We start from the raw sequence: 23,744 nt of genomic DNA, 5'->3' as shown, positions 1-23,744 counted from the left end.
TGTGAGTGCGTCAGGGGCCGAGGAGAACGTTCTGCTGCATGCCGTCACGGCTCTCCGCGGCGAAGTGGCTGGCTCCACGCTCCCGCTCGAGATCCCGGAGTCGCAGACGGCGAAGGCGCACCGCGACGCGCTGCTGCACCAGCTCGACGACTACGTGCTGCCCCGCCTCTCCTCGCTCGACGCCCCGCTACTGGCGGTCATCGGCGGCTCCACCGGCGCGGGCAAGTCGACCCTGGTCAACTCCATCGTCGACGCCGAGGTGAGCCGCTCCGGCATCCTGCGGCCGACGACGACCACCCCCGTCCTGGTGCACCACCCCGACGACCAAACCTGGTTCATCGACGACCGCATCCTCCCGGGGCTGAGCCGGGTGACCGGTGGTGGGTCCGGCGACGACGGGGCGGGCTCGGTGCGCCTCGTGCCCTCCCGGTCCCTCCCGCCGGGCATGGCGCTGCTCGACGCACCGGACATCGACTCCGTCGTCTCGGCCAACCGCGCCCTGGCGGCCCAGCTGCTCGCGGCCGCCGACCTCTGGCTCTTCGTCACCACGGCGGCGCGGTATGCCGACGCCGTCCCGTGGGCCCTGCTGCGCGAGGCCTCCGACCGGGGCACCGCGGTGGCGATCGTCCTCGACCGCGTGCCGCCCGAGGCCATGACCGAGATCCGCGCGCACCTGGCCTCCATGCTCCGCGAGCAGGGCCTGGCGACCGCACCGATCTTCGGCATCCCCGAGAGCGCGCTGACCGCCGAGGGCCGTCTGCCGGAGGGGTCGGTGACCCGCCTGAAGTCGTGGCTGTCCGCTCTGGCGAGCGACGCGCGTGCCCGGGCCAGCGTCGTCAAGCAGACCCTGGGAGGCGCGCTCGACTCGCTCGACAGCCGCACGGTCGAGCTGGCCAACGCCAGCACCCGGCAGCGTGAGGCGGCCAAGGCGCTGCGCGCGGCATACGAGCAGGCCTATGCCGACGCCCGCGAGGGGGTCGAGCACGGCATGACCGACGGCACCCTCCTGCGTGGCGAGGTGCTCGCGCGCTGGCAGGAGTTCGTCGGCACCGGCGAGTTCTTCAGGCAGGTGGAGTCGGCGGTCTCGCGGATGCGCGACCGGATCACCGCCGCCCTCAAGGGCGCTCCGCCGCCCAGTGGCGACCTGGGCGAAGCGCTGCAGACCGGCGTCGCCGCTCTCGTGTCGGCCCAGGCGCAGTCCGCGGCCACGGCGTCGGCGCGGGCCTGGCGCTCGCTGCCGGGGGGCGCCGTGCTGCTCGCCGAGCACCCCGACCTGGCCAAGGCGTCGCCGCGCCTGGCCGACGACATCGAGCGGATGGTGCGCGACTGGCAGGGCGAGGTGCTCGACCTCGTGCGAGCCGAGGGCCGTGACCGCCGGACCACCGCCCGCATCGCGGCCTACGGGGTCAACGGCATCGGCGTCATCCTCATGCTGGTGGCGTTCGCCCACACCGGTGGCCTCGTCGGCGCCGAGGTCGGCATCGCCGGCGGCACCGCCGTCCTGGCCCAGAAGGTGCTCGAGGCGATCTTCGGCGACCAGGCGGTGCGCGAGATGGCGGCCAAGGCCCGGCAGCGCCTCCTCGAGCGGGTGACCGACCTGTATGCCGGTGAGCAGGCTCGCTTCGAGAAGGTCCTCGCGGGCGTGGAGGTTGACAGTGACCAGGCCGCACGCCTGGCAGACGCGGCAGCAGCGGTGAAGGCGGTTCGATGAGCCCGGTGATGATGGGCAGCAAGCAGGTCAAGGGGATCGCTGCCGAGGAGCTGGCCGGCCGCTCGCGGGCCCTGACGCGGGCCCTCGAGGACGGCAACGGCCAGCTCGACGCCGGGCAGCGCGCAGCCGGCCACGAGGTCATCGAGAAGGTGCGGGCCCGCACGTCGCTGCGGGGTGGGCACACCGTGGTCGCGCTGGCCGGTGCGACCGGCTCGGGGAAGTCGAGCCTGTTCAATGTCCTCGTGGGGGCCGACGTGGCACCGGTGGGGGCCCGCCGGCCCACGACCTCACGCCCCACTGCGGCGGTGTGGGGCGAGGAGAGCGCGACCGAGCTGCTCGACTGGCTCTCGGTGGGGCAGCGCCACCACGTCGGGAGCGCAGGGGCCGGCGCGGTGCAGCCCGGCAGCCTCGACGGACTGGTGCTCCTCGACCTGCCCGACTTCGACTCGCGGGTGCTGGAGCACCGCCGGGAGGCCGAGCGCATCCTCGCCCTCGTCGACGTCTTCGTGTGGGTCACCGACCCGCAGAAGTACGCCGACGCGCGGCTGCACGACGACTACCTGAGGGCGCTGACGACCCACAACACCGTGACGGTCGTCGTGCTCAACCAGACCGACCGGCTCGAGCGGGACGCGGTCTCGGCGGTGCGGGCCGATCTGGTGCGCCTCGCCGAGCTCGACGGGATGAGGGGCCTGCAGGTGCTGGCCACCTCCGCCCGGACGGGCGACGGGGTCGAGGACCTCCGGCTGCGCCTGGCCGCTGCGGTGGCGGGGCAGAACGCTGCTCGGCACCGCCTCGCCGCCGACATCCGCGCGGTCTCGGGACGCCTGCGCCAGGGGGTCGCCGACTCCGAGAAGACCGTCGGCGACTCCGACGACAACGAGCTGGTCGACGCGCTGTCCCGTGCCGCCGGCATACCCACTGTCGTGTCCGCCGTCGAGCGCGACTACCGCGAGGAGGCCCTGTCGCGCACCGGCTGGCCCTTCACGCGCTGGGTGCGGGCCCTGCGCCCGGACCCGCTCAAGCGGCTGCGCCTCGACAAGGGAGACGCCAAGGACGGCACCAAGGCACTGCCCGGCATCACCGCCGCCGACGTGCGAAGCGCCCTCGGGCGCTCGTCGCTGCCCCCTGCCACGCCCGCGGCACGCGCCTCCGTGGACCTGGCCACCCGCCGGGTGGGGGACCGGGCCGCGGAGGGGCTGCCGGCGCCCTGGGCGGACGCCGTCGCCGACGCGGCGACGCCGCCCGGGCCGGAGCTCGCGGACTCCCTCGACCAGGCCGTCATGCGCACGCCGCTGCGGGCTCGCGACCCCTTGTGGTGGAGCGTCCTCGGCTACGTCCAGACGGTGCTGGCGCTGGCGTCGGTGGTCGGACTCGTGTGGCTCGTGGTGCTGGGCGTCGTCGGCTGGCTCCAGCTGCCGGAGATCGGCACACCGCGCCTGGGCCCCCTGCCGTGGCCCTTCCTGCTCCTCGCCGGGGGCCTGCTGCTCGGGTGGCTGCTGGCGCTGGCGGCCCGTGCCTTCGCCAAGGTGGGTGCCCGGCGCCGTGCCGAGCTGATCAGCGGCAGGCTGCGCGAGGCCGTCGACGGCGTCGCGAGGGCGAGGATCATCGCCCCCGTGCAGGAGGTGCTGCGCCGGCACGCCTCCACTCGGGAGCACCTGGACCGCGCCCGCGCCTGACATCTGGCGTCCGCGCCTGCCGTCCGGCGTCCGCGCCTGAGGTCCGGCGTCCGCGCACGGGGAGCCGGCGTCCACAGCCGCAGGCCGTCGGCCCCACCGTCCACAGGACGCGGTCGGGCGGTGTCGCGGTGGGCAGAGGTGCCGCGACTCTGGTCGCGCTCCCGCGGGGGAGCACCGACCAGATGAGGTGAGAGCAGTGAACGAGATCTATGTGACCGTGTGCGGCCGGCTGGTGGCCGACCCGGAGGCCAGGACCACCAAGACCGGCGGCGTGCCCTTCGCGGCGTTCCGCATCGCGTCGACCGCCCGGCGGGCCAACCGACAGACGGGCGAGTTCGAGGACGCCGGGACCAGCTTCGTCAACGTGACGGCCTTCCGGTCCCTCGGGGCCAACGTCGCGAACTCGCTCCACAAGGGCGACCCCGTCGTCGTGCACGGCCGGATGCGGGTCAACCAGTGGATGCGCCAGGACGACACCCCGGCCACCACGGTGGAGATCGACGCCTACAGCGTCGGGCACGACCTCTCCTACGGCACGACGGGCTTCACCAAGGTCACCCGGCCGCAGGTCGACCGCAGCGACCGGATGTCCGACGAGGCGGTCCAGGCCGCGCACGCCCGGGCCAGTGGCGAGCCCGGCTTCGACGCCGAGACCGACGACTACGTCGTGGAGGACGACGGCACCTTCGAGCCGGCCGCGGGGGCCCTGGCCAGCGCCTGACGCGATTCGGGCCATGGGGGCCGGGACAGATAGCCTTGCCCCCATGCCCGAGTTCATCTACGTCATGACCCGCGCCCGCAAGGCGCACAACGAGAAGGTCATCCTCGACGACGTCACGATGTCGTTCTACCCCGGCGCGAAGATCGGCATGGTCGGTCCCAACGGCGCGGGCAAGTCGACGATCCTGAAGATCATGGCCGGGCTGGACCAGCCGTCGAACGGTGAGGCCCGCCTGGCCGCCGGTGCGACCGTGGGCATCCTGCTGCAGGAGCCGCCGCTCAACGAGGAGAAGACCGTCCTCGGCAACGTCGAGGAGGGCCTCGGCGAGATCAAGCGCAAGGTCGACCGGTTCAACGAGATCTCCGCGGAGATGGCCGAGCCGGACGCCGACTTCGACGCGCTGATGGCCGAGATGGGCAAGCTCCAGGAGGAGATCGACCATGCCGACGCGTGGGACCTCGACTCCCAGCTCGAGCAGGCGATGGACGCCCTGCGCTGCCCGCCGCCGGACGCCGACGTCACGGTGCTCTCCGGTGGTGAGCGTCGCCGGGTCGCGCTGTGCAAGCTACTGCTGAGCAAGCCCGACCTGCTGCTCCTCGACGAGCCCACCAACCACCTCGACGCCGAGTCGGTGCTGTGGCTCGAGCAGCACCTGGCCTCCTACCCGGGCGCCGTCATCGCCGTCACCCACGACCGCTACTTCCTCGACAACGTGGCGCAGTGGATCGCCGAGGTCGACCGCGGCCGGCTCTACCCCTACGAGGGCAACTACTCGACCTACCTGGAGAAGAAGGCCGAGCGCCTGCAGGTCCAGGGCAAGAAGGACGCCAAGCTCCAGAAGCGCCTCAAGGACGAGCTGGAGTGGGTGCGCTCGAACGCCAAGGGTCGCCAGGCGAAGTCCAAGGCCCGCCTGCAGCGCTACGAGGAGATGGCCGCGGAGGCCGAGCGCACGCGCAAGCTCGACTTCGAGGAGATCCAGATCCCGCCGGGCCCGCGCCTGGGATCCACGGTCATCGAGGTCAAGGACCTGAAGAAGGGCTTCGGCGACCGCGTCCTCATCGACAACCTGTCGTTCACGCTGCCGCGCAACGGCATCGTCGGCGTCATCGGCCCCAACGGCGTCGGCAAGACCACGCTCTTCAAGACGATCGTGGGCTTCGAGGAGCCCGACGACGGCAGCGTCAAGGTCGGTGAGACGGTCTCGATCTCCTACGTCGACCAGAACCGCGGCGGCATCGACCCCGAGAAGAACATCTGGGAGGTCGTCTCCGACGGGCTCGACCACATCAAGGTCGGCAACGTCGAGATCCCGTCCCGTGCCTACGTCTCCCAGTTCGGCTTCAAGGGCCCGGACCAGCAGAAGAAGGCAGGGGTGCTCTCCGGTGGTGAGCGCAACCGCCTCAACCTCGCGCTCACCCTGAAGCAGGGCGGCAACCTGCTGCTGCTCGACGAGCCCACCAACGACCTCGACGTGGAGACGCTGGGTTCCCTCGAGAACGCGCTGCTCGAGTTTCCCGGCTGCGCCGTGGTCATCTCCCACGACCGGTGGTTCCTGGACCGCGTGGCGACGCACATCCTCGCGTACGAGGGCGACGAGCAGGACCCGAGCAAGTGGTACTGGTTCGAGGGCAACTTCGAGTCCTACGAGGCCAACAAGGTCGAGCGGCTCGGCGCCGACGCGGCCCGCCCGCACCGGGTCACGTACCGGAAGCTGACGCGCGACTAGCGCAGCCGCGACGAGCGCCATGAGCACCGACGGCGTCGTCCGCGTCGAGCCGCTGACACCGGCTCGATGGGACGACGCCGTCGCCGTCTTCGGCACCCGGGGCGACCCGGCGTCGTGCTGGTGCCAGTTCTTCCGCCTCGCCGGACAGCACTGGCGGGAGTCGACCCGCGCGTCCAACCGAGACGCGCTGCAGGCACAGGTCCTCGACGCGGGGGCCGCCGCGCCCGGGCTGCTCGCCTACTCGGGCGGCGAGCCGGCGGGGTGGGTGGCCGTGGCGCCACGAGCCGGGTACTCCCGGCTGGGGCGTCACCGAGCCCTGGCGACGGTGGTGGGCGCCGACACCCTGACCGACCCGTCCGTCTGGTCCGTCACCTGCTTCGTGGTGCGGGTCGGCTTCAGGCGCCGCGGTGTCGCGACCGCCCTCTTGGAGGCAGCGGTGGAGTTCGCGGCAGCGCAGGGCGCCAGCGCCGTCGAGGGTTACCCCGTCGCGGTCGCGCCCGGCGAGCGGCGGGCGTCCAGCGAGCTGTACCACGGGACGCGGTCGACGTTCGTCGCCGCGGGCTTCGAGGAGGTCGGACGCACCTCACCGGCGCGACCGGTCATGCGGCGGGTGCTGGCCTGAGGGCTCCCTCGCCGGAGAGCGCGGGCCAGTCGCGGCGCGCGGCCCAGACCAGGAACACGAGGGCGGGCACGCTCCAGAGCCAGAAGCCCCAGCCGAACAGCAGCAGGGCCGCGTGGAAGGCGATGACGCCGACCCACCCCACCTTGGCGCCGAGGCCGCCGCGCAGGAGCAGCAGGGCCATCACGAGCTCGCCGGTCATCACCAGCAGCCCCCACATCGCGGCCCGGGCCATGAAGACGTCGCTCCAGGCGTCCCGGACCAGCGGCAGGGGTGAACCGTCGGCGAAGTGACGGTAGATCTCGCTGTCGGTGGCCACCATGCCGAGGTGCACACCCGCGGTGAAGATGAAGAAGCAGCCCACCGCCCGGCGAACGCTGCCCGAGGCCTCGGGCCCGGCAGCAGACCTGCTCGGGTGGTGTCTGGAAGGCACCTCCGGTGCTGACACGTCAACCACCTCCACCGTCCACGGTCGCCCGGGCGCGGTGGCACCGGCAGGGGCCATGGTCCCGAGGGTGGCGCGCCCACCCCGCTCAGTGGTGCGAGGGGCGCAGCCAGCGCCGCAGGCGGCGCCTCGAGAGCGACTGCCACGCCGCGTCGAAGGCCTGCTCGGCGCGCTCCGCCCGCCACTGCTCCAACGCGTGCAGCCGCCCGAAGGTGAAGGCGTTCTCACCGCTCAGGTGGGCCGTCATGGCGACCGAGCGCAGGTGTGCGCGGGCCACGACCGTGTCGTGGTGCTCGCCGAGGGCCTCCTGCACGGCCTCCGCCGCGGTGGCCAGAGCGGTGGCTTCCCGGGGACGGACCGTCGCGGCGGACTCTGCCGCGTAGCGCAGCCGCTTGGCCTTCTTGCGCGCCTCGTGGAGAGCGCGGTCGTGGGCGTCGCCGTCTTCCGCGAGCCCCACCTCCTCGACGGCTCGGCGCAGCCGTCTCCAGTCCCGCCGCACCAGTGCCGGCACCTCGGTGGCAGCGCGACCGCCTGACTCCGGGTGGCCCGGGTCCGCGTCGACGACGGCGTCGAGGGCGTCCAGGAGCCGGTAGTACCGGGTGCTCCCCAAGGCCTGCACAGCGGACTGCTGGCCATCGTGCTCGGTGGAGGCGAGCTCCTTGTCGAGGCGCGCCACGACCGGCCCGACCACGAGCTCGGGCGGCTCGGCATCCAGCACACCGCTCAGGCGTGAGCGCAGCACGTGGGTGTCGCGCGCTCCGCTCAGGGCCAGGCCGAGCCACCGCAGCTCGGCCCGCAGCGGGTCGGCGACGTCCCTGCCGAGCACCGGGCGGTAGGTGGTCAGGGCCGAGCGGAGCCGTCGGGCCGCGACGCGCATCTTGTGCACGGACTCCGGGTCACCCTGACGGACTCCGGGGTCGTGGTGGTGCAGGGCCGCACGGTGCTCCCCGAGGTAGGCACGAAGGACGTCAGCCGTGCTCGCCCTCGACCACTCCCGACTGTCGGGCCCAGGTGGTGGCGTCGTCCGGGGCAACCGGTCGCCGAGGGCCCGGCGCAGCTTCGAGCTGTGACCGGCCGGGGCGGCCCCGGCCTCCACGAGCCGCTCCTCGACGGTGTCGAGCAGCCCGGTGTCGTCGCCGGTGAGCTCGACCTCCCACTCACGCCAGCGCTCGATCCCGCCGCGTCCGGCCGGGGACTCGGCCTCCACCTCGTCGTCGCACAGGTGCGCCACCACGCTGCCGCGGTCGTCGAGGAGGTCCTGCTCGCGACGTCGCGACCGGAGCACGGCCACGGGGGCGAGGGGCCGGTCGCGCACCACGGTGCGCACCGGTTCGAGAAGCGCATCGGGCACTGCGGCGGGGTCGTCGGCGGCGTCGAGGGGGAGCCGCACCTCGGTGCGGAGGTCGTCACCCCCCGGCAGCTTGAGGTGCCAGCCTGCGTCTGCGCCGCCGGTCCTGCGGCGCAGCGTGATCCGGCTGCGGGCGAGGTCGAGGCCCGCGGTGTCGTAGTAGACGGCCTCCAGGAGGTGCTCCACCGGTTGCCCGACCCGGGCGATGCCGTCGACGCCGGCCAGGGTGGGCAGGGTCGTCGCCGGTTCGACGTCGTACTTGCGCTCGACCTCGGCGGTGACCTCGGTCGGTCCGGTGGAGCCCATGGCCCATCATCCACCGGCCAGCCGGTCGACGCCGCGCGTATGGCCTCAGGTCACGAGCCGCAGGCCGAGCTCGCCGTAGGTGCGCCCGATCGCCTCCGGGGTGCGCTTGATCTCCGGGTCGTACCAGCGGGCCACGTCGACGGCCATGGACAGCAGGGCGAGGGCCGTGTCGGCCACGTCGGTCATGCTGAACTCGCCGCTGGCCACACCCTTCGTGAGCACGTCGCGGACCACGCCGTCGATCTCCTTGCGCAGGCCGAGGACGGACTCCCGGTGCTCGGGGGTGAGGTTCTGGAACTCGTACTGGACGATGCGCGCCACCCGGAAGTGCTCTGCGTGCCACTGCGAGAAGACCCGCATGATCGCGCGCAGCGCCTCGGTGGGTGTGGCAGCCGTGCCGGCGGCGGTGACGAGCAGGTCGCGGGCCGCCTCGTGGCCCTCGCGGCTGAGCTGGAAGAGCAGGTCCTCCTTGGACGCGAAGTGCACGTAGACGCCGGCGGGGGAGAGGCCGGCGCGGGAGGCGATGTCGCGGGTGGTCGTGGCGTGGAAGCCCTTGGCGGCGAAGGCGTCGGCGGCCGCCTCCATGAGCCGCTGGGCGGCGTCGGTCGCAGCGTCCACGGAGCGCCCGGGGGTCGACATGGTTGACAGCATGCCGCAGCCGTCACAGACTAAGCAAGCGCTTAGTTACTTGGAGGTAGGCACCATGCCCCGCAACGTCTACGGCCCCGACCACGAGGCCTTCCGCAGTTCCGTCCGGGAGTTCGTCGAGCGCACGCTCAAGCCGCGTGCCGAGCAGATGCTCGAGGTGAAGTCGATCGACCGCGACATCTGGAAGGAGGCCGGGAAGCAGGGCCTCTTCGGGCTCGACATCCCCGAGGAGTTCGGGGGCGCGGGCGCCGAGGACTACCGCTTCAACGCCGTCGTGGCCGAGGAGATCGCCGCGTTCAACTTCGCGGTCTCGTCATGCTTCGGCATCCACTCCGACGTCTGCCCTCCCTACATCGTCGACCTCGGCACCCGGGAGCAGAAGGAGCGCTGGCTGCCGGGCATGGCCAACGGCGACCTGATCTGCGCCATCGCGATGACCGAGCCCTCGGGCGGCTCCGACCTCGCGGCGCTCAAGACCACGGCGGTGCGCGCGGGTGACGGCTCGGGCGACTGGGTGCTGAACGGCTCCAAGACCTTCATCACCAACGGCTTCCAGGCCGACCTCGTCATCGTCGCCGCTCGGACCGACCCCGCCAAGGGGGCCAAGGGCATCACGCTTTTCATGGTCGAGGCGGGCATGGAGGGCTTCAGCCGTGGCCGCAAGCTCGACAAGGTGGGGCAGGAGGAGGCGGACACCTCCGAGCTGTTCTTCGAGAACGTCCGGGTGCCCGACGCCAACCGGCTCGGCGACGAGGGCATGGGCTTCATCGCCATGATGCAGCGCCTTCCGCAGGAGCGGGTCGGTGCGGCGGTGGCCAACACCGCGCATGCGTTCCAGATCCTGCGCGAGACGCTGGAGTACGTGAAGGAGCGCAAGGCATTCGGCCAGCCGGTGGGCTCGTTCCAGCACAACAAGTTCAAGATCGCCGAGCTGCAGACCAAGCTCGAGGTCACCCAGGCGTACGTCGACGACTGCATCGCCGCCCACGCCGAGAAGAAGCTGACCCCGGTCGACGCGGCGAAGGCCAAGTGGTGGTCGGCCCAGGTGCAGAACGACGTGCTCGACGAGTGCGTGCAGCTCTACGGCGGCTACGGCTTCATGAACGAGTACCGCGTGGCCCGCGCCTGGCGCGACGCCCGCGTGTCGAAGATCTGGGCCGGCTCCAACGAGATCATGAAGGAGCTCATCGGCCGCGACCTCGGCCTCTGAGTCGACCTGCGCGAACGGGCGGTGGTGGCGACGGCCACCACCGCCCGCTGTCGTGTGCCGTGTGGGCACGGCATACGTCATTCCTCCGTGCGGGCTCCCGGCGTCAGCCGAGGCGGGCGAGCAGGTCGTCGACCGCGTCGTAGGACGACTGGAGGCCGCCCTCCATGCCCGTCGCCACGACCTGCTCGACGGTCTCCGGGGAGTCGTACGTGCACACCGCGTGCAGTGTCGTGACGCCGTCCTCCTCGGTGAACGTCGTGACGATGGTCGACGGCTCGCTGTCGGGCAGGTTGTCGAACTTCTCCGTGTGCACCATGCGGTGGGGAGGGTCGAGCTCGAGGTACTCGCCGGAGAACGAGACCTCCTGACCCTGGGAGAGCTGGGCGAAGTGCCACCGACCGCCGACGCGCAGGTCGATCTCGCAGTCGGTCATGGTGCCGTACCCCGCGCCCCACCACTGGCGGACGTGCTCGGGCGTGGTCATGACGTCGTAGACGAGCTGGGCGGGGGCGTGGAAGCGGCGGGTGATGACGATGTCGGCGCCTTCGGTGGTGACGGTGGCGCGCTCGTGGGTGGTGCTGCTCATGGCTTCTCCTCCTGTGACTGGAGCCTCGTGAGGTAGGCGTCGAGGCTGTCGAGGTTGGCCTCCCAGTGGCGGCGGTACTCGTTCAGCCAGGTGTCCGCGTTCTTCAGCGGGTTGGCCGTGATCCGGCACAGGCGCTGCTGCCCGTGTCGGCTCTTGGCGATCAGGCCGGCCCGCTCGAGGACGGCCAGGTGCTTCGAGATGGCGGGAAGGGTCATGTCGAACGGCTCGGCAAGCTCTCCGACCGTGGCGTCCCCCTCGGCGAGGCGCTCGAGGATGGCGCGCCGGGTCGGGTCGGCCAGGGCGGCGAAGGTGGTGCTCAGCGGGTCGGGCGACATGTTCCTTAACCATTCGGTTTATTAACCAATAAGGAAACTATGCGCGCCTCCGCGGGTCGCGTCAACCCCCGGTCAACGCCCCCGTCGTCCGTTCAACAAGCCGGGTATGCCGTGGTGCCCGGCTGGGGTGTGACCCTCAACCCGCGCTGGTCTGGCCGTTCCTGACGCCGTGCTGGAGGCGACCGAGGTCTCCCACCGGGAAGAGGCCCCGGGGGAGGGCGACGTGACCCGTGCCGGCGCGCAGGACGACTGCGTGACGGGTCACCTTGACGGACCGGAACGTGGACCACGGCAGGAACGCGCGCTCGAGGTGCTGGTGCACGGCGATGCCGCGCTCCGTGACGTCGGCCATGACCAGCTCTCCCACGGGCAGGGCGCGTCGGACGGCGAGGGCCGGCGCGGCGAGGAAGGCGAGGAACGCCAGCACCACGGCACCGGCCAGCGCCAGGGACACCAGCCCCGGAGCGACGGCCGCCCACGCGAGGAAGAGCAGGAGCCCGATGGTGCTCATCACACCGTCGGCGCTGCGCAAGGCCAGGGTCGTCACCGCAGCCTGGATGCCCCGCTGGCTCTGCGGGGTGACGACGTGCATGAGGGGCAGGTGCTGTGCCGTCAGGGGGCGGTGCCGGGAGTGGGCCGGGTCGCCGAGCAGGAACGCGGCGTCGTCGGCGGTGAGCAGCTGGGCTGCGAGCAGCCCCCAGACGCGGCTCGGCCGGTACCTGAAGGCCACGGTCGCGCGGCCGCGACGGACACGGTCCACGGACCCGGCGTCGAGAACGGCTGTGCCGAGGGCGGTGGTCAGCACGAGCCGCCCCTCGCCGTCGTACGCGGTGGTGAGCACCTGGCCCGGAGCAGCCATGAGGCGGATGTTGCGGCGGGCGTACCGGAAGACGAGCCCCACCTGGAACGCCATCACCACGGCCGCCACGACGGCCGCCATGACGAGGGAGCGGAACAGCAGGCCGACCGTCGCCCCGCTCAGGGCAGAGCCCATCGCGAGTCCGAAGCCTGTCCAGCCGAGCAGCGTCCGTCCCACGGCAGCGCGCGTCAGGGCTGACGTCACGGCTTTGTCGCACCGGACCTCGATCGGCGCCCGCGTGGGCCAGGCCACCTGCGGTGGCTGTTCCATGTTCCCCCTGCTGCTCACCCGCGCGCCGACTGCCGGCGCGGGAGGAGTCTAGGTGGGAGGCGGCTCGGGCCGCTTCGGGCGGGGTCGGCTGGTCAGTCGAGCGGGCCGCCCGCGACGTAGATGACCTGGCCGGAGACGAAGCCGGCGTCCTCGCTGCAGAGGAACGAGATCGTCGCGGCGATGTCCTCGGGCTGGCCGACCCGCTGCACGGGGATCTGGGACGCCGAGTGGGCGATGAAGTCCTCGAACGAGACGCCCATGCGCTCGGCGGTCGACCTGGTCATCTCGGTCTGGATGAAGCCGGGGGCGACGGCGTTGGCGGTGATCCCGAACTTGCCGAGCTCGATGGCGAGCGTCTTGCTGAAGCCCTGCAAGCCGGCCTTGGCTGCCGAGTAGTTGGCCTGTCCGCGGTTGCCCTGGGCCGAGCTGGAGGACAGGTTGACGATCCGGCCCCACCTCTCGTGCGTCATGTGGGCCTGGACGGCCCTGGTCATGAGGAAGGCGCCGCGCAGGTGCACCGCCATGACGGCGTCCCAGTCGTCCTCGGTCATCTTGAAGATCAGGTTGTCGCGGATGATGCCGGCGTTGTTCACCAGGATCGTCGGCGCACCGAGCTCGTCGGCCACGCGCGCGACCGCGGCCTCGACCTGGTCGGCCTTCGACACGTCCACCCCGACGGCGATGGCGCGGCCGCCCGCAGCCGTGACGGCCTCGACGGTCGAGGCGCAGGCCGCCTCGTCGAGGTCGAGCACCGCGACGGCGTGGCCGTCCTTCGCCAGGCGCTGGGCGGTGGCGGCTCCGATGCCGCGGGCGGCTCCGGTGACGATGGCGACGCGCGGGGTGCTCATGGGTCCTCCAGGTGCGGGTTGCGGCAGGTGGCCCGAGTTTACTGAGCGGCCGCTTACCGCAGGTGGTCCAGGGGCCGCGGAGGAATCGTGCTGCCGCCCGGCATACAGCACAATGGCGGATTGAGGCCGCTGACGTCCTCGGACGTCCTGCGGCCTTCGCCGCACCCCACACCCCTTATGAAAGGGACCCATGGAGATCTGGCCCGGCAACGCCTACCCCCTCGGCGCGACCTACGACGGCACCGGCGTCAACTTCGCCCTCTTCTCCGAGGCGGCCGAGCGCGTCGAGCTGTGCCTGATCGGGGACGACGGCGAGGAGACCCGCATCGACCTCCCGGAGGTCGACGGCTTCGTCTGGCACGGCTACATCCCGGGCGTCCAGCCCGGCCAGCGCTACGGCTACCGGGTGCACGGTCCCTACGACCCGGCCCACGGGCACCGGTGCAACCCCTCGAAGCTGCTGCTCGACCCCTACGCCAAGGCCTTCGACGGCATGTCCGACGGCGACGAGTCCCTGTTCTCCTACCACTTCGAGGACGGCGAGGCCGACAACGCGGACGAGCTCAACACTCACGACAGCCTCGGCCACACGATGCTGTCGGTTGTCGTCAACCCCTTCTTCGACTGGGGCCAGGACCGCTCGCCGAGGCACCAGTACCACGAGAGCGTCATCTACGAGGCCCACGTCAAGGGCCTCACGCAGAACCACCCCGACATCCCGGAGGAGATCCGCGGCACCTACGCCGGCATCGGTCACCCGGTGACCATCGCCCACCTGCAGGAGCTCGGCATCACCGCGATCGAGCTGATGCCGGTGCACCAGTTCGTGCAGGACTTCACCCTGCTCGACAAGGGTCTGCGGAACTACTGGGGCTACAACACCATCGGCTTCCTCGCGCCCCACAACGAGTACGCCGCCTTCGGCACGCGCGGCGAGCAGGTCGCCGAGTTCAAGGGCATGGTCAAGTCGCTCCACGAGGCCGGCATCGAGGTCATCCTCGACGTCGTCTACAACCACACCGCCGAGGGCAACCACATGGGCCCGACGCTCTCCTTCCGCGGCATCGACAACGCCAACTACTACCGGCTCGTCGACGAGGACAAGGCGCACTACTACGACACGACGGGCACCGGCAACAGCCTGCTCATGCGCAGCCCGCACGTGCTCCAGCTGATCATGGACTCGCTGCGCTACTGGGTCACCGAGATGCACGTCGACGGCTTCCGCTTCGACCTCGCAGCCACCCTGGCCCGCCAGTTCCACGAGGTCGACAAGCTGTCGGCCTTCTTCGACCTCGTCCAGCAGGACCCGGTCGTCAGCCAGGTCAAGCTCATCGCGGAGCCCTGGGACGTCGGCGAGGGCGGTTACCAGGTGGGCAACTTCCCGCCTCTGTGGACCGAGTGGAACGGCAAGTACCGCGACACGGTGCGCGACTTCTGGCGCGGCGAGGCCGCGACGCTCGGGGAGTTCGCCTCGCGCATCACCGGCTCCTCCGACCTCTACCAGGGCGACGGCCGGCACCCCATCGCGTCGATCAACTTCGTCACGGCCCACGACGGGTTCACCTTGCGAGACCTGGTGTCCTACAACGAGAAGCACAACGACGCCAACGGTGAGGAAGGCAACGACGGCGAGAGCCACAACCGCTCGTGGAACTGCGGTGTCGAGGGGCCGACCGACGACCCCGAGGTGGCCGACCTGCGCCTGCGCCAGCAACGCAACTTCCTCACGACGCTCCTGGTCTCGCAGGGCGTGCCGATGCTCCTGCACGGCGACGAGATCGGTCGCACCCAGGGCGGCAACAACAACGGCTACTGCCAGGACAACGAGATCTCGTGGGTCGACTGGGACCTCGACGAGGACCAGCTGGACCTGCTCCACTTCACGCGTCGCCTGATCGAGCTGCGCCGGGAGCACCCTGTCTTCCACCGGCGCAGATTCTTCGCCGGCAGTCCTGACCACGGCGGCGAGTCGGAGGTCGGCGACATCGAGTGGTTCGAGCCCGGTGGCGGGCACATGGACGAGGAGAGCTGGGCCAACGGCTACGCCAGGTCGATGGCGGTCTTCCTCAACGGCTCGACGATCCCCGAGCCCGACACCCGCGGCCAGCGCATCGTCGACGACAACTTCCTCGTCCTCTTCAACGGCCACCACGAGCCCCTGCGGTTCACCCTGCCCGACGAGGACTACGGCGGTGGCTGGCTGGTCGACATCGACACCGGCGCGCAGGACATCGACCCGGAGCTCGTCTTCACGCCCGGGTCGCAGGTGACCGCGCAGGCACGCAGCGTCGTGGTGCTGCGCTGCCCTCTGGAGCGGCAGGCCACGTCTGCGGCAGGCGCCGCCGAGCGGCGCCGATGAGCGGTATGCCGTCCGGCCGCGTTGCGCACCGCCCGGGACCCGGGCGGCCCGTGCCGTCGGCGACCTACCGGCTCCAGATCCAGCCCGCCTTCACCTTCGACGATGCCGCTGCTCAGGCGGACTACCTTGCGGCACTGGGGGTTTCGCACGCCTACCTGTCTCCGGTGCTGCAACCCGCCCCGGGGTCGACGCACGGCTACGACGTCGTCGACCACAGCCGGCTCAACGAGGAGGCGGGCGGTCGCGCCGCCTACGACCGGATGGTTGCGCGGCTGCGCGAGCACGGCGTCCGCGCCGTCGCGGACGTGGTGCCGAACCACATGACGGTGCCGTCGCCGGCATACCTCAACCGCCAGTGGTGGTCGCTGCTGCGCGAGGGCAGGGACTCCGAGTTCGCGCACTGGTTCGACGTCGACTGGGAGGCCGGTGACGGACGGGTGCTCATGCCGGTGCTGGGCGCCACGCTCGAGGAGGTGCTGGCGGGCGGCGAGCTGGCCGTGGACGGCTCGGGCGGGCGGAACGCCGACGAGACGGTGGTGCGCTACTACGACCACCAGTTCCCCGTCCGTCCTGGCACGGAGAGCCTTGACCTCCCCGATCTCCTTGCGGCACAGGCATACCGGCTCGCCTACTGGCGTGAGGGCGGCGACGAGCTGAACTACCGGCGCTTCTTCGACGTGACGACGCTCGCCGCGGTGCGGGTCGAGGACCCGGACGTCTTCGACGCCACCCACGCCCTGCTGCTCGAGCTGGTGCGCAAGGGCGAGCTCGACGGCCTGCGCATCGACCACCCCGACGGCCTGGCCGACCCGCGCGGCTACCTCGACCGGCTCGCTGAGGCCACCGGGGACTCGTGGGTCGTGGCCGAGAAGATCCTGGAGGGCCACGAGGAGCTGCCGGACGACTGGCGCTGTGCCGGGACGACCGGCTACGACACCCTCCTGCGGGTCGGCGGTGTGTTCCTCGACTCGTCGTCCGAGGGCGACCTGACCGCGCTGGCACGCGAGCTGACCGGCGACCACCGCCCCCTCGATGAGATCATCGACGAGGCGAAACGCCTTGTCGTCGAACGGATCCAGACGGCCGAGGTCAACCGCTTGCTGCGTCTGGTGGCGCGGGCCGACCCGGACCTCGATCCTGCGGCGTCGCGGCGCGCGCTCGAGGCGTTGCTCGTCGCCATGGACCGCTACCGCGCCTACATCAGGCCGGGGGAGCGGGCGCGCTCCGAGCAGGTCGCGGTGGTCGAGGAGGCGTGCGACCGGGCCGAGACCACGCTGGCCGACTCGGACGACCGGACGCTCTCCCGGATCCGCCAGCTGGTCCTGGGCACCGGCGCGGAGCCGGCCGACCGGGCGGCGGCCGACGAGCTCGTGGTGCGGTTCCAGCAGACCTGCGGGCCGGTGATGGCCAAGGCCATCGAGGACACCGCCTTCTACCGCTACGTCCGGCTGGTCTCGCTCAACGAGGTCGGCGGCAACCCGGCGCACCTCGGCACCGGAGTGGGGGAACTGCACGACTTCGCCGAGCGGCAGCTGGCCTCGTGGCCGACCGCCATGACCACGCTGTCCACCCACGACACCAAGCGTTCCGAGGACGTCCGGGCCCGCATCGGCGTCATCTCCGAGCGTCCCCACGAGTGGGGGCAGTGGCTCGACGAGGCGCGCCGGCTGGCGAAGCCCCACCGGCATGAGCGGCTCGACGCCGCGACCGAGTACCTCCTGTGGCAGACGGCCTTGGGTGCCTGGCCGATCGACCGCGAGCGGCTCCAGGGCTACGCCACGAAGGCGGTCCGCGAGGCCAAGGCACACACGGCGTGGACCGACCCCGACGAGGGCTACGAGGAGGCCGTGGCCCGCTTCGTCGACGGGCTCGTCTCCGATCCGGCCCTCGCCAGGCACATCGAGGCCTGGCACGAGGAGACGGGGGAGTACACCCGCGCGGCCATCCTGGGGCAGAAGCTGCTCCAGCTCGTCATGCCGGGCGTGCCCGACGTCTACCAGGGCACCGAGCTGGTCGACCTCTCGCTCGTCGACCCCGACAACAGGCGGCCGGTCGACTTCACCGAGCGCCGACGCCGGCTCGAGGCGCTCGACGGGGGAGCGGCGCCCGCCGACCTCGACGACGACAAGCTGCTCGTCACCTCGCGGGCGCTGCGGCTGCGGCGCGAGCACCCGGAGTGGTTCACCGGCCCGGCCGCCGTCTACGAGCCCCTCGCGGCGACCACCCCGCACGCCCTCGGCGTCGGTCGGGGCGACGCGTCCGGCCTGCACGCGGTCGCCGTGGTGACCAGGCTGGCCGCGGGCCTCGAGGCGGCCGGTGGCTGGGGTGCCCACCGGGTCTCCCTGCCCCCGGGCCCCTGGCGCGACCTGCTCACGGGACGCACCACCTCGACCCACGACAGCGAGGGCATCCCGGTGGCGGAGTTGCTCGCCGGGCTGCCGGTCGCTTTGCTTGTCCGCGATGAGTACTGAACAGCGCGGCAGCAGAACGACGACGGCGGGCCGGGGCCGGCCCACGGGCCAGGCATCGAGGAGCCACGAGCTCAGGGTCTGGGTGCCCGACGCCCAGCGCGTGGCCGTGCACGTCGGGTCCCCGGACGAGGACCCGGCGGTCCAGTCCATGACGGCAGCAGGGGGTGGCTGGTGGGCCTGGCGGACCACGGCCGCGAGCGGGCCGCTCGACTACGCCTTCAGCGTCGACGGCGGTGAGCCCCGCCCGGACCCGCGCAGCGCCTGGCAGCCCCACGGCGTGCACGGCCCGAGCCGCACCTTCGACACCGGTGCCCACGAGTGGGCCGACAGCACCTGGGCGGGCCCGCAGCAGGGCCTCGGGACACTCGGTGGCGTCGTCTACGAGCTCCACGTGGGCACGTTCACCCCCGAGGGCACCCTGGACTCCGCCGTCGGCAGGCTCGACCACCTCGTCGACCTCGGGGTCGACGTCGTGGAGCTCATGCCGGTGGCGGCCTTCGACGGCCGGTGGAACTGGGGCTACGACGGCGTCGCCCCGTATGCCGTGCACGAGGACTACGGGGGGCCTGCGGCCCTGCAGCGCTTCGTCGACGCCTGCCACCAGCGCGGGCTCGGGGTGTGCCTGGACGTGGTCTACAACCACCTCGGCCCCGCGGGGAACTACCTCGGCACCTTCGGGCCGTACTTCACCGAGGCGCACGCCACCCCGTGGGGTGCTGCGCTGAACCTCGACCAGGAGGGCAGCCACGAGGTCCGCCGCTGGATCATCGACAACGCGCTGCGCTGGTTCGGGGAGTTCCGCGTCGACGCGCTGCGGCTCGACGCCGTGCACGAGCTGCGCGACGACTCCGACCGGCACGTCCTGGCGCAGCTCGCCGACGAGGTCAAGGCCCTCGAGCACAGGCTCGGGCGCCCGCTCACGCTGATCGCCGAGAGCGACCTCAACGACCCGGCCATGGTCACGCCGACCTCCGAGGGCGGCCGGGGCATGGACGCGCAGTGGGACGACGACGTGCACCACGCCCTCCACGTCTCGCTGACGGGGGAGCGCCAGGGCTACTACGCCGACTTCGGGGGCTTCAGCCCGCCGCTGCCGGACGGTGGTCCCCTCACCGTGCTTGCCAAGACCCTCACCCAGGTGTTCCTGCACGACGGCCGGTACTCGAGCTTCCGCGAGAGCGAGTGGGGCGCCCCGGTCGACCGCGCGGCCGTCGACGGCCGCCGCTTCCTTGCCTACCTGCAGACCCATGACCAGGTGGGCAACCGCGCCGTGGGCGACCGCATCAGCGCGATCACCTCGCCGGGACAGCAGGCCGTCGGCGCGGCCCTCTACCTCACCGCGCCCTACACGCCGATGCTGTTCATGGGTGAGGAGTGGGCGGCGAGCACGCCGTTCCAGTTCTTCACCGACTTCGGCGACGCCGAGCTCCGCGAGGCCGTCTCCGAGGGTCGCCGGAGCGAGTTCGAGTCGCACGGCTGGGCTTTCGACGACGTGCCGGACCCGCAGGACGAGGCGACCTACCGGGGCAGCCAGCTCGACTGGGCCGAGGCGCGCGAGCACGGTCACGCCCGGATGCTGGGCTGGTACCGCGACCTGATCGCCCTGCGGCGCAGCGAGGCCGACCTCGGTGACGGCCGGCTCGACAGGGTCGAGGTCGCCTGCCACGACGACAACCAGTGGCTGGTCATGCGTCGGGGCGGTGTCGGCACGGTTGCCAACCTCAACGATGCCGAGCAGACGGTTCCGGTGCCGGCCGGCATCCGCTCGGTGCTGCTCGCCTGGGACCCCGCAGCCACCGCGGTCGACGGCGAGGGGCTGCGCCTGCCCGGCCACGGCGTCGCGGTGGTGCGGCTCCGTCAGGGAGCGGAGTCGACGGGCTAGCCCGCGGTGTCGACCCGCCGTGGAGCGGCGTCGAGGTCATAGGTCAGGAGGTCGGTGCGCACCGCCAGCCGGTCGTAGGTCGACTGCGCCGTGGTGTTGGACGCCCTGGTGACCCATCGGACGTGGCTCCAGCCGCGCTGGCTGCAGCGCTCCTGCAGGGCCGCCAGCAGCGCGTCCACCGCGCCGGTGCCCCGCTGCTCGGGGGCGACGAACAGGTCGTCGAGGAAGCAGGCGGTGCTGCCGTGGAGCGGCCGGGGGAACGGCCGGTAGTGCGCCAGTCCCACGGGCTCGGCGTCGGCTGCCGGCCGCACCACGACGGCCTCGAGCTCGTGGTCCGGGTCCATCAGCCAGGACCACACGATCGTGGAGACCTCGACGGGACGGGCCGACTCGTAGAACTCGAGGTACCCCCGGTGCAGGCGTGACCAGGCTTCACGGTCCTGCGGCCGCAGGTCGTCGACGACCCAGCGCCCGGGGTCGCGCCCGGGCATCACGAGTCCTTCACGCGGATCATGCCCTCCTGCGCCACCGTGGCCAGGAGCGTGCCGTCCGGGGCGAACATCTGGCCGGCCCCCAGCCCTCGGCCGCTGGAGGCCGACGGCGAGTGCTGGGTGTAGAGGATCCAGTCGTCGGCGCGGCCCCGGCGGTGGAACCACATGGCGTGGTCGAGGCTCGCCGGGCGGAGCCGACGGTCCGACCACGCGAGTCCGTGCTTGCGCAGCACCGACTCGAGCAGCGAGTAGTCCGAGGCGTAGGCGAGGACGGCCGCGTGCAGCAACGGGTCGTCGGGCAGCGAGCCGATCGCCTTGAGCCAGACCGACTGGTGCGCCGCCCGCTGGGCTCCCGGCTTGAGGTAGAGGTGGCCCTCGACGTGCCGCAGGTCGATCGGTCGCTGGTAGGCGAAGAACTGCGCGGCGGGGTGGTCGATGGTGCCGAGCGTCTCCTCGACCGACGGCAGCATCTCGGGGTCCGGCGCCGCCGGCATCTCGGCCTGGTGGTCCAGACCCTCGGCCGGCGCCTGGAACGAGGCGATCATCGACAGGATCGTCTTGCCGTACTGGATGGCGTGCACCCGCCGGGTGGAGAACGAGTTGCCGTCGCGCATCCGCTCCACGGCGAAGCGGATCGGGTGGCTGTCGTCACCCGGGCGCACGAAGTAGGCGTGCAGGGAGTGGATGGAGCGCCGGCCCCCGTCGACGTCGGCCATCGTGCGACCCGCCGCGACGACGGACTGGGCCAGCACCTGCCCGCCGAACACCCGGCCGTGGGGCTGGGGCTGGCTGCGGCCCACGAACACCTGGGCCTGCGACTCGCCGAGGTCGGTCTCGTCGTCGTCGGGCAGGCCCCGTACCGCGATCTGCGCGGTGCCGAGCTCGTCGAGGTCGAGGACGTCGAGAAGGTCGGCGAGGGGGTCGAGGCGGGGCTTCTCGTCGCTCGTGGTCACCCGGCGACGATAGCCGGTGCCCGTGCTCGCCCGCCCGGGGCGCCCGCTCGTGCTCGCCCGCCCGCGGCACCCGCCGGCGGGCCAGACCTCGGCGCTACCCCTCGACGGCGAGCACGAAGGGCAGCACGCCCTCGGCGCCCGCCTGCCGCAGCGCCTGCGACGCCACCGTGAGGGTCCAGCGCGAGGAGGCGACGTCGTCGACGAGCAGCACCGGCCCGGGAACCTGCGAGAGCGCCTCGGCAAGCGCCGGTCCCACGGCGAGCCGGCCCCACACCCCGGCGAGCCGGAAGGCGCTGTTGCCACCGGCCTCGCCCACCGGCCCCTCCGCCACGAGGTCGAGCGAGCCGAGGAAGGGCAGCCGGCCGATCTCGGCCAGGCCTCGGGCTGCGGACACCACGAGCTGGGGCCGCCTGCGCGAGGGGACCGCGACGACGGCTGCCGGCCGCTGCGTCCAGCCCCAGTCGCGCAGCACCGGCACGCACGCCCGCAGCAGCTCGGCGTCGACCGGGGCGTCCTCCCGCAGCAGGCCGCGCAGCCGCTGCCCCCATCCGAGGTCGGTCAGTCGCGCCAGGGCTCGCCCGGTCTCCATGGCCTCCGTCGCGGGGATCCGCCCCTTCAGCGGCACGCCGAGGCGGTCCATGCCGCTCGGCCACTGTGACCGCGGCTCGAGCTCGACCTCGGCGCGCTCCAGCCGTCCACGCGCCGAGACGACCGCGGTCTCGGGGATGTCGGTCGGGAACCACGGGCCGGCACAGGCGTCGCAGCGGCCGCACGGCTCGGCGGTGGCGTCGTCGAGCGACTCCTGCAGGAAGGCCATGCGGCACTGGGCGGTGCGTTCGTAGTCGAGCATGAGGCCCTGCTCGCGACGGCGCGCCTCGCTGACCCGCGCGTAGCGCTCCGCGTCGTAGGCCCAGGACTGCCCGGTCGCCGTCCAGCCGCCGGAGACGCGCTGCACGGCGCCGTCGACGTCGAGCACCTTCAGCAGCAGCTCGAGCCGGGTGCGGCGCACGTCGACGATGGTCTCGAGCGCCACGGTCGACAGCGGCCGTGACGACTCCGCCAGCGCCTTGAGCACCGCGTCGGCCTGGTCCTGCCGCGGCATGGAGGCCGACGCGAAGTACGCCCAGATCTCCTTGTCCTCCGGCCCCGGCAGCAGCAGCACGTCGGCCCGCTCGGTGGCGCGACCGGCGCGACCCACCTGCTGGTAGTAGGCGACGGGGGAGGAGGGGGCGCCGAGGTGCAGCACGAACCCGAGGTCGGGCTTGTCGAAGCCCATGCCCAGCGCGCTGGTCGCGACCAGGGCCTTCACCTCGTTGTCGCGCAGCGCGGCCTCGAGGCGCTCGCGGTCGGCCGGGTCGGTGCGGCCGGTGTAGGCCTGCACGGCGTGCCCCGCCTCCCGCAGGGCGGCCGCGACGTCCTCGGCCGCGGAGACGGTCAGGCAGTAGACGATGCCGCTGCCCGGCAGGTCGTCGAGGTGGGCGAGCAGCCAGGCCAGCCGCTGCTCGGGCGAGGTCTGGCGCAGCACCCCGAGACGGAGCGACTCACGCGCCAGCCCACCGCGCAGCGTGAGCACCTCGTGGCCGCCGGTGCCCAGCTGCTCCACGACGTCGGTGACGACTCGGGCGTTCGCGGTGGCGGTCGTGGCCAGCACCGGGGTGTGGTCCGGCAGCGTGGTGAGCAGGTCGCGGATGCGGCGGTAGTCGGGCCGGAAGTCGTGGCCCCAGTCGCTGACGCAGTGGGCCTCGTCGACCACCAGCAGGCCGCACCGGCGCGCGAGGTCGGGCAGCTGCTCGTCGCGGAAGCGCGGGTTGTTGAGCCGCTCGGGGCTGACCAGCAGCACGTCGACCTCGTCGGCGGCCAGTGCCGCGCTGACCCGGCCCCAATCCTCGGCGTTGGCCGAGTTCATCGACACCGCGCGGATGCCGGCGCGCTGCGCCGCCCCGATCTGGTCGCGCATGAGCGCCAGCAGGGGCGAGACGATCACGGTGGGTCCGGCGCCCTGGGCCCGGCGCAGGGCGGTGGACACGAAGTACACCGCCGACTTGCCCCACCCGGTGCGCTGCACCACCAGCACCCGCTGGCGCGACCCCACGAGCGCCTCGACGGCCTCGAGCTGGCCGTCGCGGAAGGCGGCGTCCTCGCGGCCGACGAGGCGCCGCAGGACGGTGGTCGCCTCCTCGGTGAGGTCAGTGCTTGCGGTGGTGGCAGACATGCGCACCACCGTATGCCGCGTGGCCGACAGCGCGGGCCCCGCACCCCCGGACCTGTGGACAG

General features: G+C 72.3%; 19 protein-coding genes. 9 read left to right on the top strand and 10 right to left on the bottom strand.

Going from position 1 to position 23,744, the window contains the following annotated elements; genetic code table 11:
* Window position 1: 1 nt before the first annotated feature.
* The 5 genes from P0Y31_RS11210 to P0Y31_RS11190 all read left to right on the top strand — a co-directional run bounded on the left by P0Y31_RS11210 (window position 2) and on the right by P0Y31_RS11190 (window position 6,459).
* A complete protein-coding gene (locus P0Y31_RS11210; RefSeq protein ID WP_275869370.1) occupies window positions 2-1,711 on the top strand; it encodes a GTPase domain-containing protein in 1,710 nt (569 codons plus the stop codon).
* Window positions 1,708-3,390, top strand: coding sequence for a GTPase (locus tag P0Y31_RS11205; RefSeq protein WP_275869368.1), 1,683 nt, complete (start codon window positions 1,708-1,710; stop codon window positions 3,388-3,390). The genes P0Y31_RS11210 and P0Y31_RS11205 overlap by 4 nt, the downstream gene beginning before the upstream one ends.
* Window positions 3,391-3,586: 196 nt before the next feature.
* Window positions 3,587-4,111, top strand: coding sequence for a single-stranded DNA-binding protein (gene ssb, locus P0Y31_RS11200; protein WP_275869366.1), 525 nt, complete (start codon window positions 3,587-3,589; stop codon window positions 4,109-4,111).
* 43 nt (window positions 4,112-4,154) lie between these two features.
* Window positions 4,155-5,837, top strand: coding sequence for an energy-dependent translational throttle protein EttA (ettA, locus tag P0Y31_RS11195; RefSeq protein WP_275869364.1), 1,683 nt, complete (start codon window positions 4,155-4,157; stop codon window positions 5,835-5,837).
* Between the two features lie 19 nt (window positions 5,838-5,856).
* Window positions 5,857-6,459: a GNAT family N-acetyltransferase gene (locus P0Y31_RS11190; protein WP_275869362.1), complete on the top strand. Its 603-nt coding sequence runs from the start codon at window positions 5,857-5,859 to the stop codon at window positions 6,457-6,459.
* On the opposite strand, the gene P0Y31_RS11185 is transcribed toward P0Y31_RS11190, so the two are convergent.
* From P0Y31_RS11185 to P0Y31_RS11175, 3 genes are all read right to left on the bottom strand, one after another.
* Entirely contained in the window at window positions 6,437-6,904 is a 468-nt protein-coding gene (locus P0Y31_RS11185; protein WP_275869360.1) for a hypothetical protein, read from the bottom strand. The genes P0Y31_RS11190 and P0Y31_RS11185 overlap by 23 nt on opposite strands.
* Before the next feature lie 85 nt (window positions 6,905-6,989).
* Complete coding sequence (locus P0Y31_RS11180; RefSeq protein ID WP_275869358.1) at window positions 6,990-8,555, bottom strand: CYTH and CHAD domain-containing protein; 1,566 nt, start codon at window positions 8,553-8,555, stop codon at window positions 6,990-6,992.
* Between the two features lie 45 nt (window positions 8,556-8,600).
* A complete protein-coding gene (locus tag P0Y31_RS11175) occupies window positions 8,601-9,194 on the bottom strand; it encodes a TetR/AcrR family transcriptional regulator (RefSeq protein WP_275869356.1) in 594 nt (197 codons plus the stop codon).
* Between the two features lie 64 nt (window positions 9,195-9,258).
* Between P0Y31_RS11175 and P0Y31_RS11170 the strand changes: the two genes are divergently transcribed.
* A complete protein-coding gene (locus P0Y31_RS11170; RefSeq protein WP_275869354.1) occupies window positions 9,259-10,413 on the top strand; it encodes an acyl-CoA dehydrogenase family protein in 1,155 nt (384 codons plus the stop codon).
* Between the two features lie 103 nt (window positions 10,414-10,516).
* Here the strand turns inward: P0Y31_RS11170 and P0Y31_RS11165 are convergent, their stop codons facing one another.
* The 4 genes from P0Y31_RS11165 to fabG all read right to left on the bottom strand — a co-directional run bounded on the left by P0Y31_RS11165 (window position 10,517) and on the right by fabG (window position 13,311).
* Window positions 10,517-10,999 carry an SRPBCC family protein gene (locus P0Y31_RS11165; protein WP_275869352.1) on the bottom strand — a complete coding sequence of 161 codons (483 nt, stop codon included), beginning with the start codon at window positions 10,997-10,999 and terminating at the stop codon, window positions 10,517-10,519.
* Window positions 10,996-11,334, bottom strand: coding sequence for a metalloregulator ArsR/SmtB family transcription factor (locus P0Y31_RS11160; protein WP_275869351.1), 339 nt, complete (start codon window positions 11,332-11,334; stop codon window positions 10,996-10,998). The genes P0Y31_RS11165 and P0Y31_RS11160 overlap by 4 nt, the downstream gene beginning before the upstream one ends.
* Window positions 11,335-11,470: 136 nt before the next feature.
* Window positions 11,471-12,463: a hypothetical protein gene (locus tag P0Y31_RS11155; RefSeq protein WP_275869349.1), complete on the bottom strand. Its 993-nt coding sequence runs from the start codon at window positions 12,461-12,463 to the stop codon at window positions 11,471-11,473.
* Window positions 12,464-12,555: 92 nt separating this feature from the next.
* The gene (gene fabG / locus P0Y31_RS11150) at window positions 12,556-13,311 is read right to left on the bottom strand and encodes a 3-oxoacyl-ACP reductase FabG (RefSeq protein ID WP_275869347.1); all 756 of its coding nucleotides are present in this window, start codon (window positions 13,309-13,311) and stop codon (window positions 12,556-12,558) included.
* A 190-nt stretch (window positions 13,312-13,501) separates the two neighbouring features.
* On the opposite strand from fabG, the gene glgX reads away from it, so the two are divergent.
* Genes glgX through treZ form a run of 3 tightly spaced genes read left to right on the top strand, consistent with a single transcriptional unit; the run spans window position 13,502 to window position 20,026 of the window.
* The gene (gene glgX / locus P0Y31_RS11145; protein ID WP_275869345.1) at window positions 13,502-15,673 is read left to right on the top strand and encodes a glycogen debranching protein GlgX; all 2,172 of its coding nucleotides are present in this window, start codon (window positions 13,502-13,504) and stop codon (window positions 15,671-15,673) included.
* 50 nt (window positions 15,674-15,723) lie between these two features.
* Window positions 15,724-18,144, top strand: a complete 2,421-nt coding sequence (treY, locus tag P0Y31_RS11140; protein WP_345803633.1) for a malto-oligosyltrehalose synthase — start codon at window positions 15,724-15,726, stop codon at window positions 18,142-18,144.
* On the top strand, window positions 18,134-20,026 hold the full coding sequence (treZ, locus tag P0Y31_RS11135; protein WP_275869343.1) for a malto-oligosyltrehalose trehalohydrolase: 1,893 nt from the start codon (window positions 18,134-18,136) through the stop codon (window positions 20,024-20,026). The genes treY and treZ overlap by 11 nt, the downstream gene beginning before the upstream one ends.
* Here the strand turns inward: treZ and P0Y31_RS11130 are convergent.
* The 3 genes from P0Y31_RS11130 to P0Y31_RS11120 all read right to left on the bottom strand — a co-directional run bounded on the left by P0Y31_RS11130 (window position 20,023) and on the right by P0Y31_RS11120 (window position 23,682).
* Window positions 20,023-20,517 (bottom strand): GNAT family N-acetyltransferase, encoded by a 495-nt coding sequence (locus P0Y31_RS11130; protein WP_275869341.1) that lies wholly within the window; start codon window positions 20,515-20,517, stop codon window positions 20,023-20,025. The genes treZ and P0Y31_RS11130 overlap by 4 nt on opposite strands.
* Window positions 20,517-21,470 (bottom strand): acyl-CoA thioesterase II, encoded by a 954-nt coding sequence (locus tag P0Y31_RS11125; RefSeq protein WP_275869339.1) that lies wholly within the window; start codon window positions 21,468-21,470, stop codon window positions 20,517-20,519. The genes P0Y31_RS11130 and P0Y31_RS11125 overlap by 1 nt, the downstream gene beginning before the upstream one ends.
* Before the next feature lie 94 nt (window positions 21,471-21,564).
* On the bottom strand, window positions 21,565-23,682 hold the full coding sequence (locus P0Y31_RS11120; protein WP_275869337.1) for a RecQ family ATP-dependent DNA helicase: 2,118 nt from the start codon (window positions 23,680-23,682) through the stop codon (window positions 21,565-21,567).
* Between the last annotated feature and the right edge of the window lie 62 nt (window positions 23,683-23,744).

It is taken from the genome of Knoellia sp. 3-2P3, from assembly GCF_029223115.1.
GTDB lineage: Bacteria > Actinomycetota > Actinomycetes > Actinomycetales > Dermatophilaceae > Pedococcus_A.
Note: the sequence above shows the minus strand (reverse complement) of the source record. Positions and strands in the feature narration are given on the sequence as shown.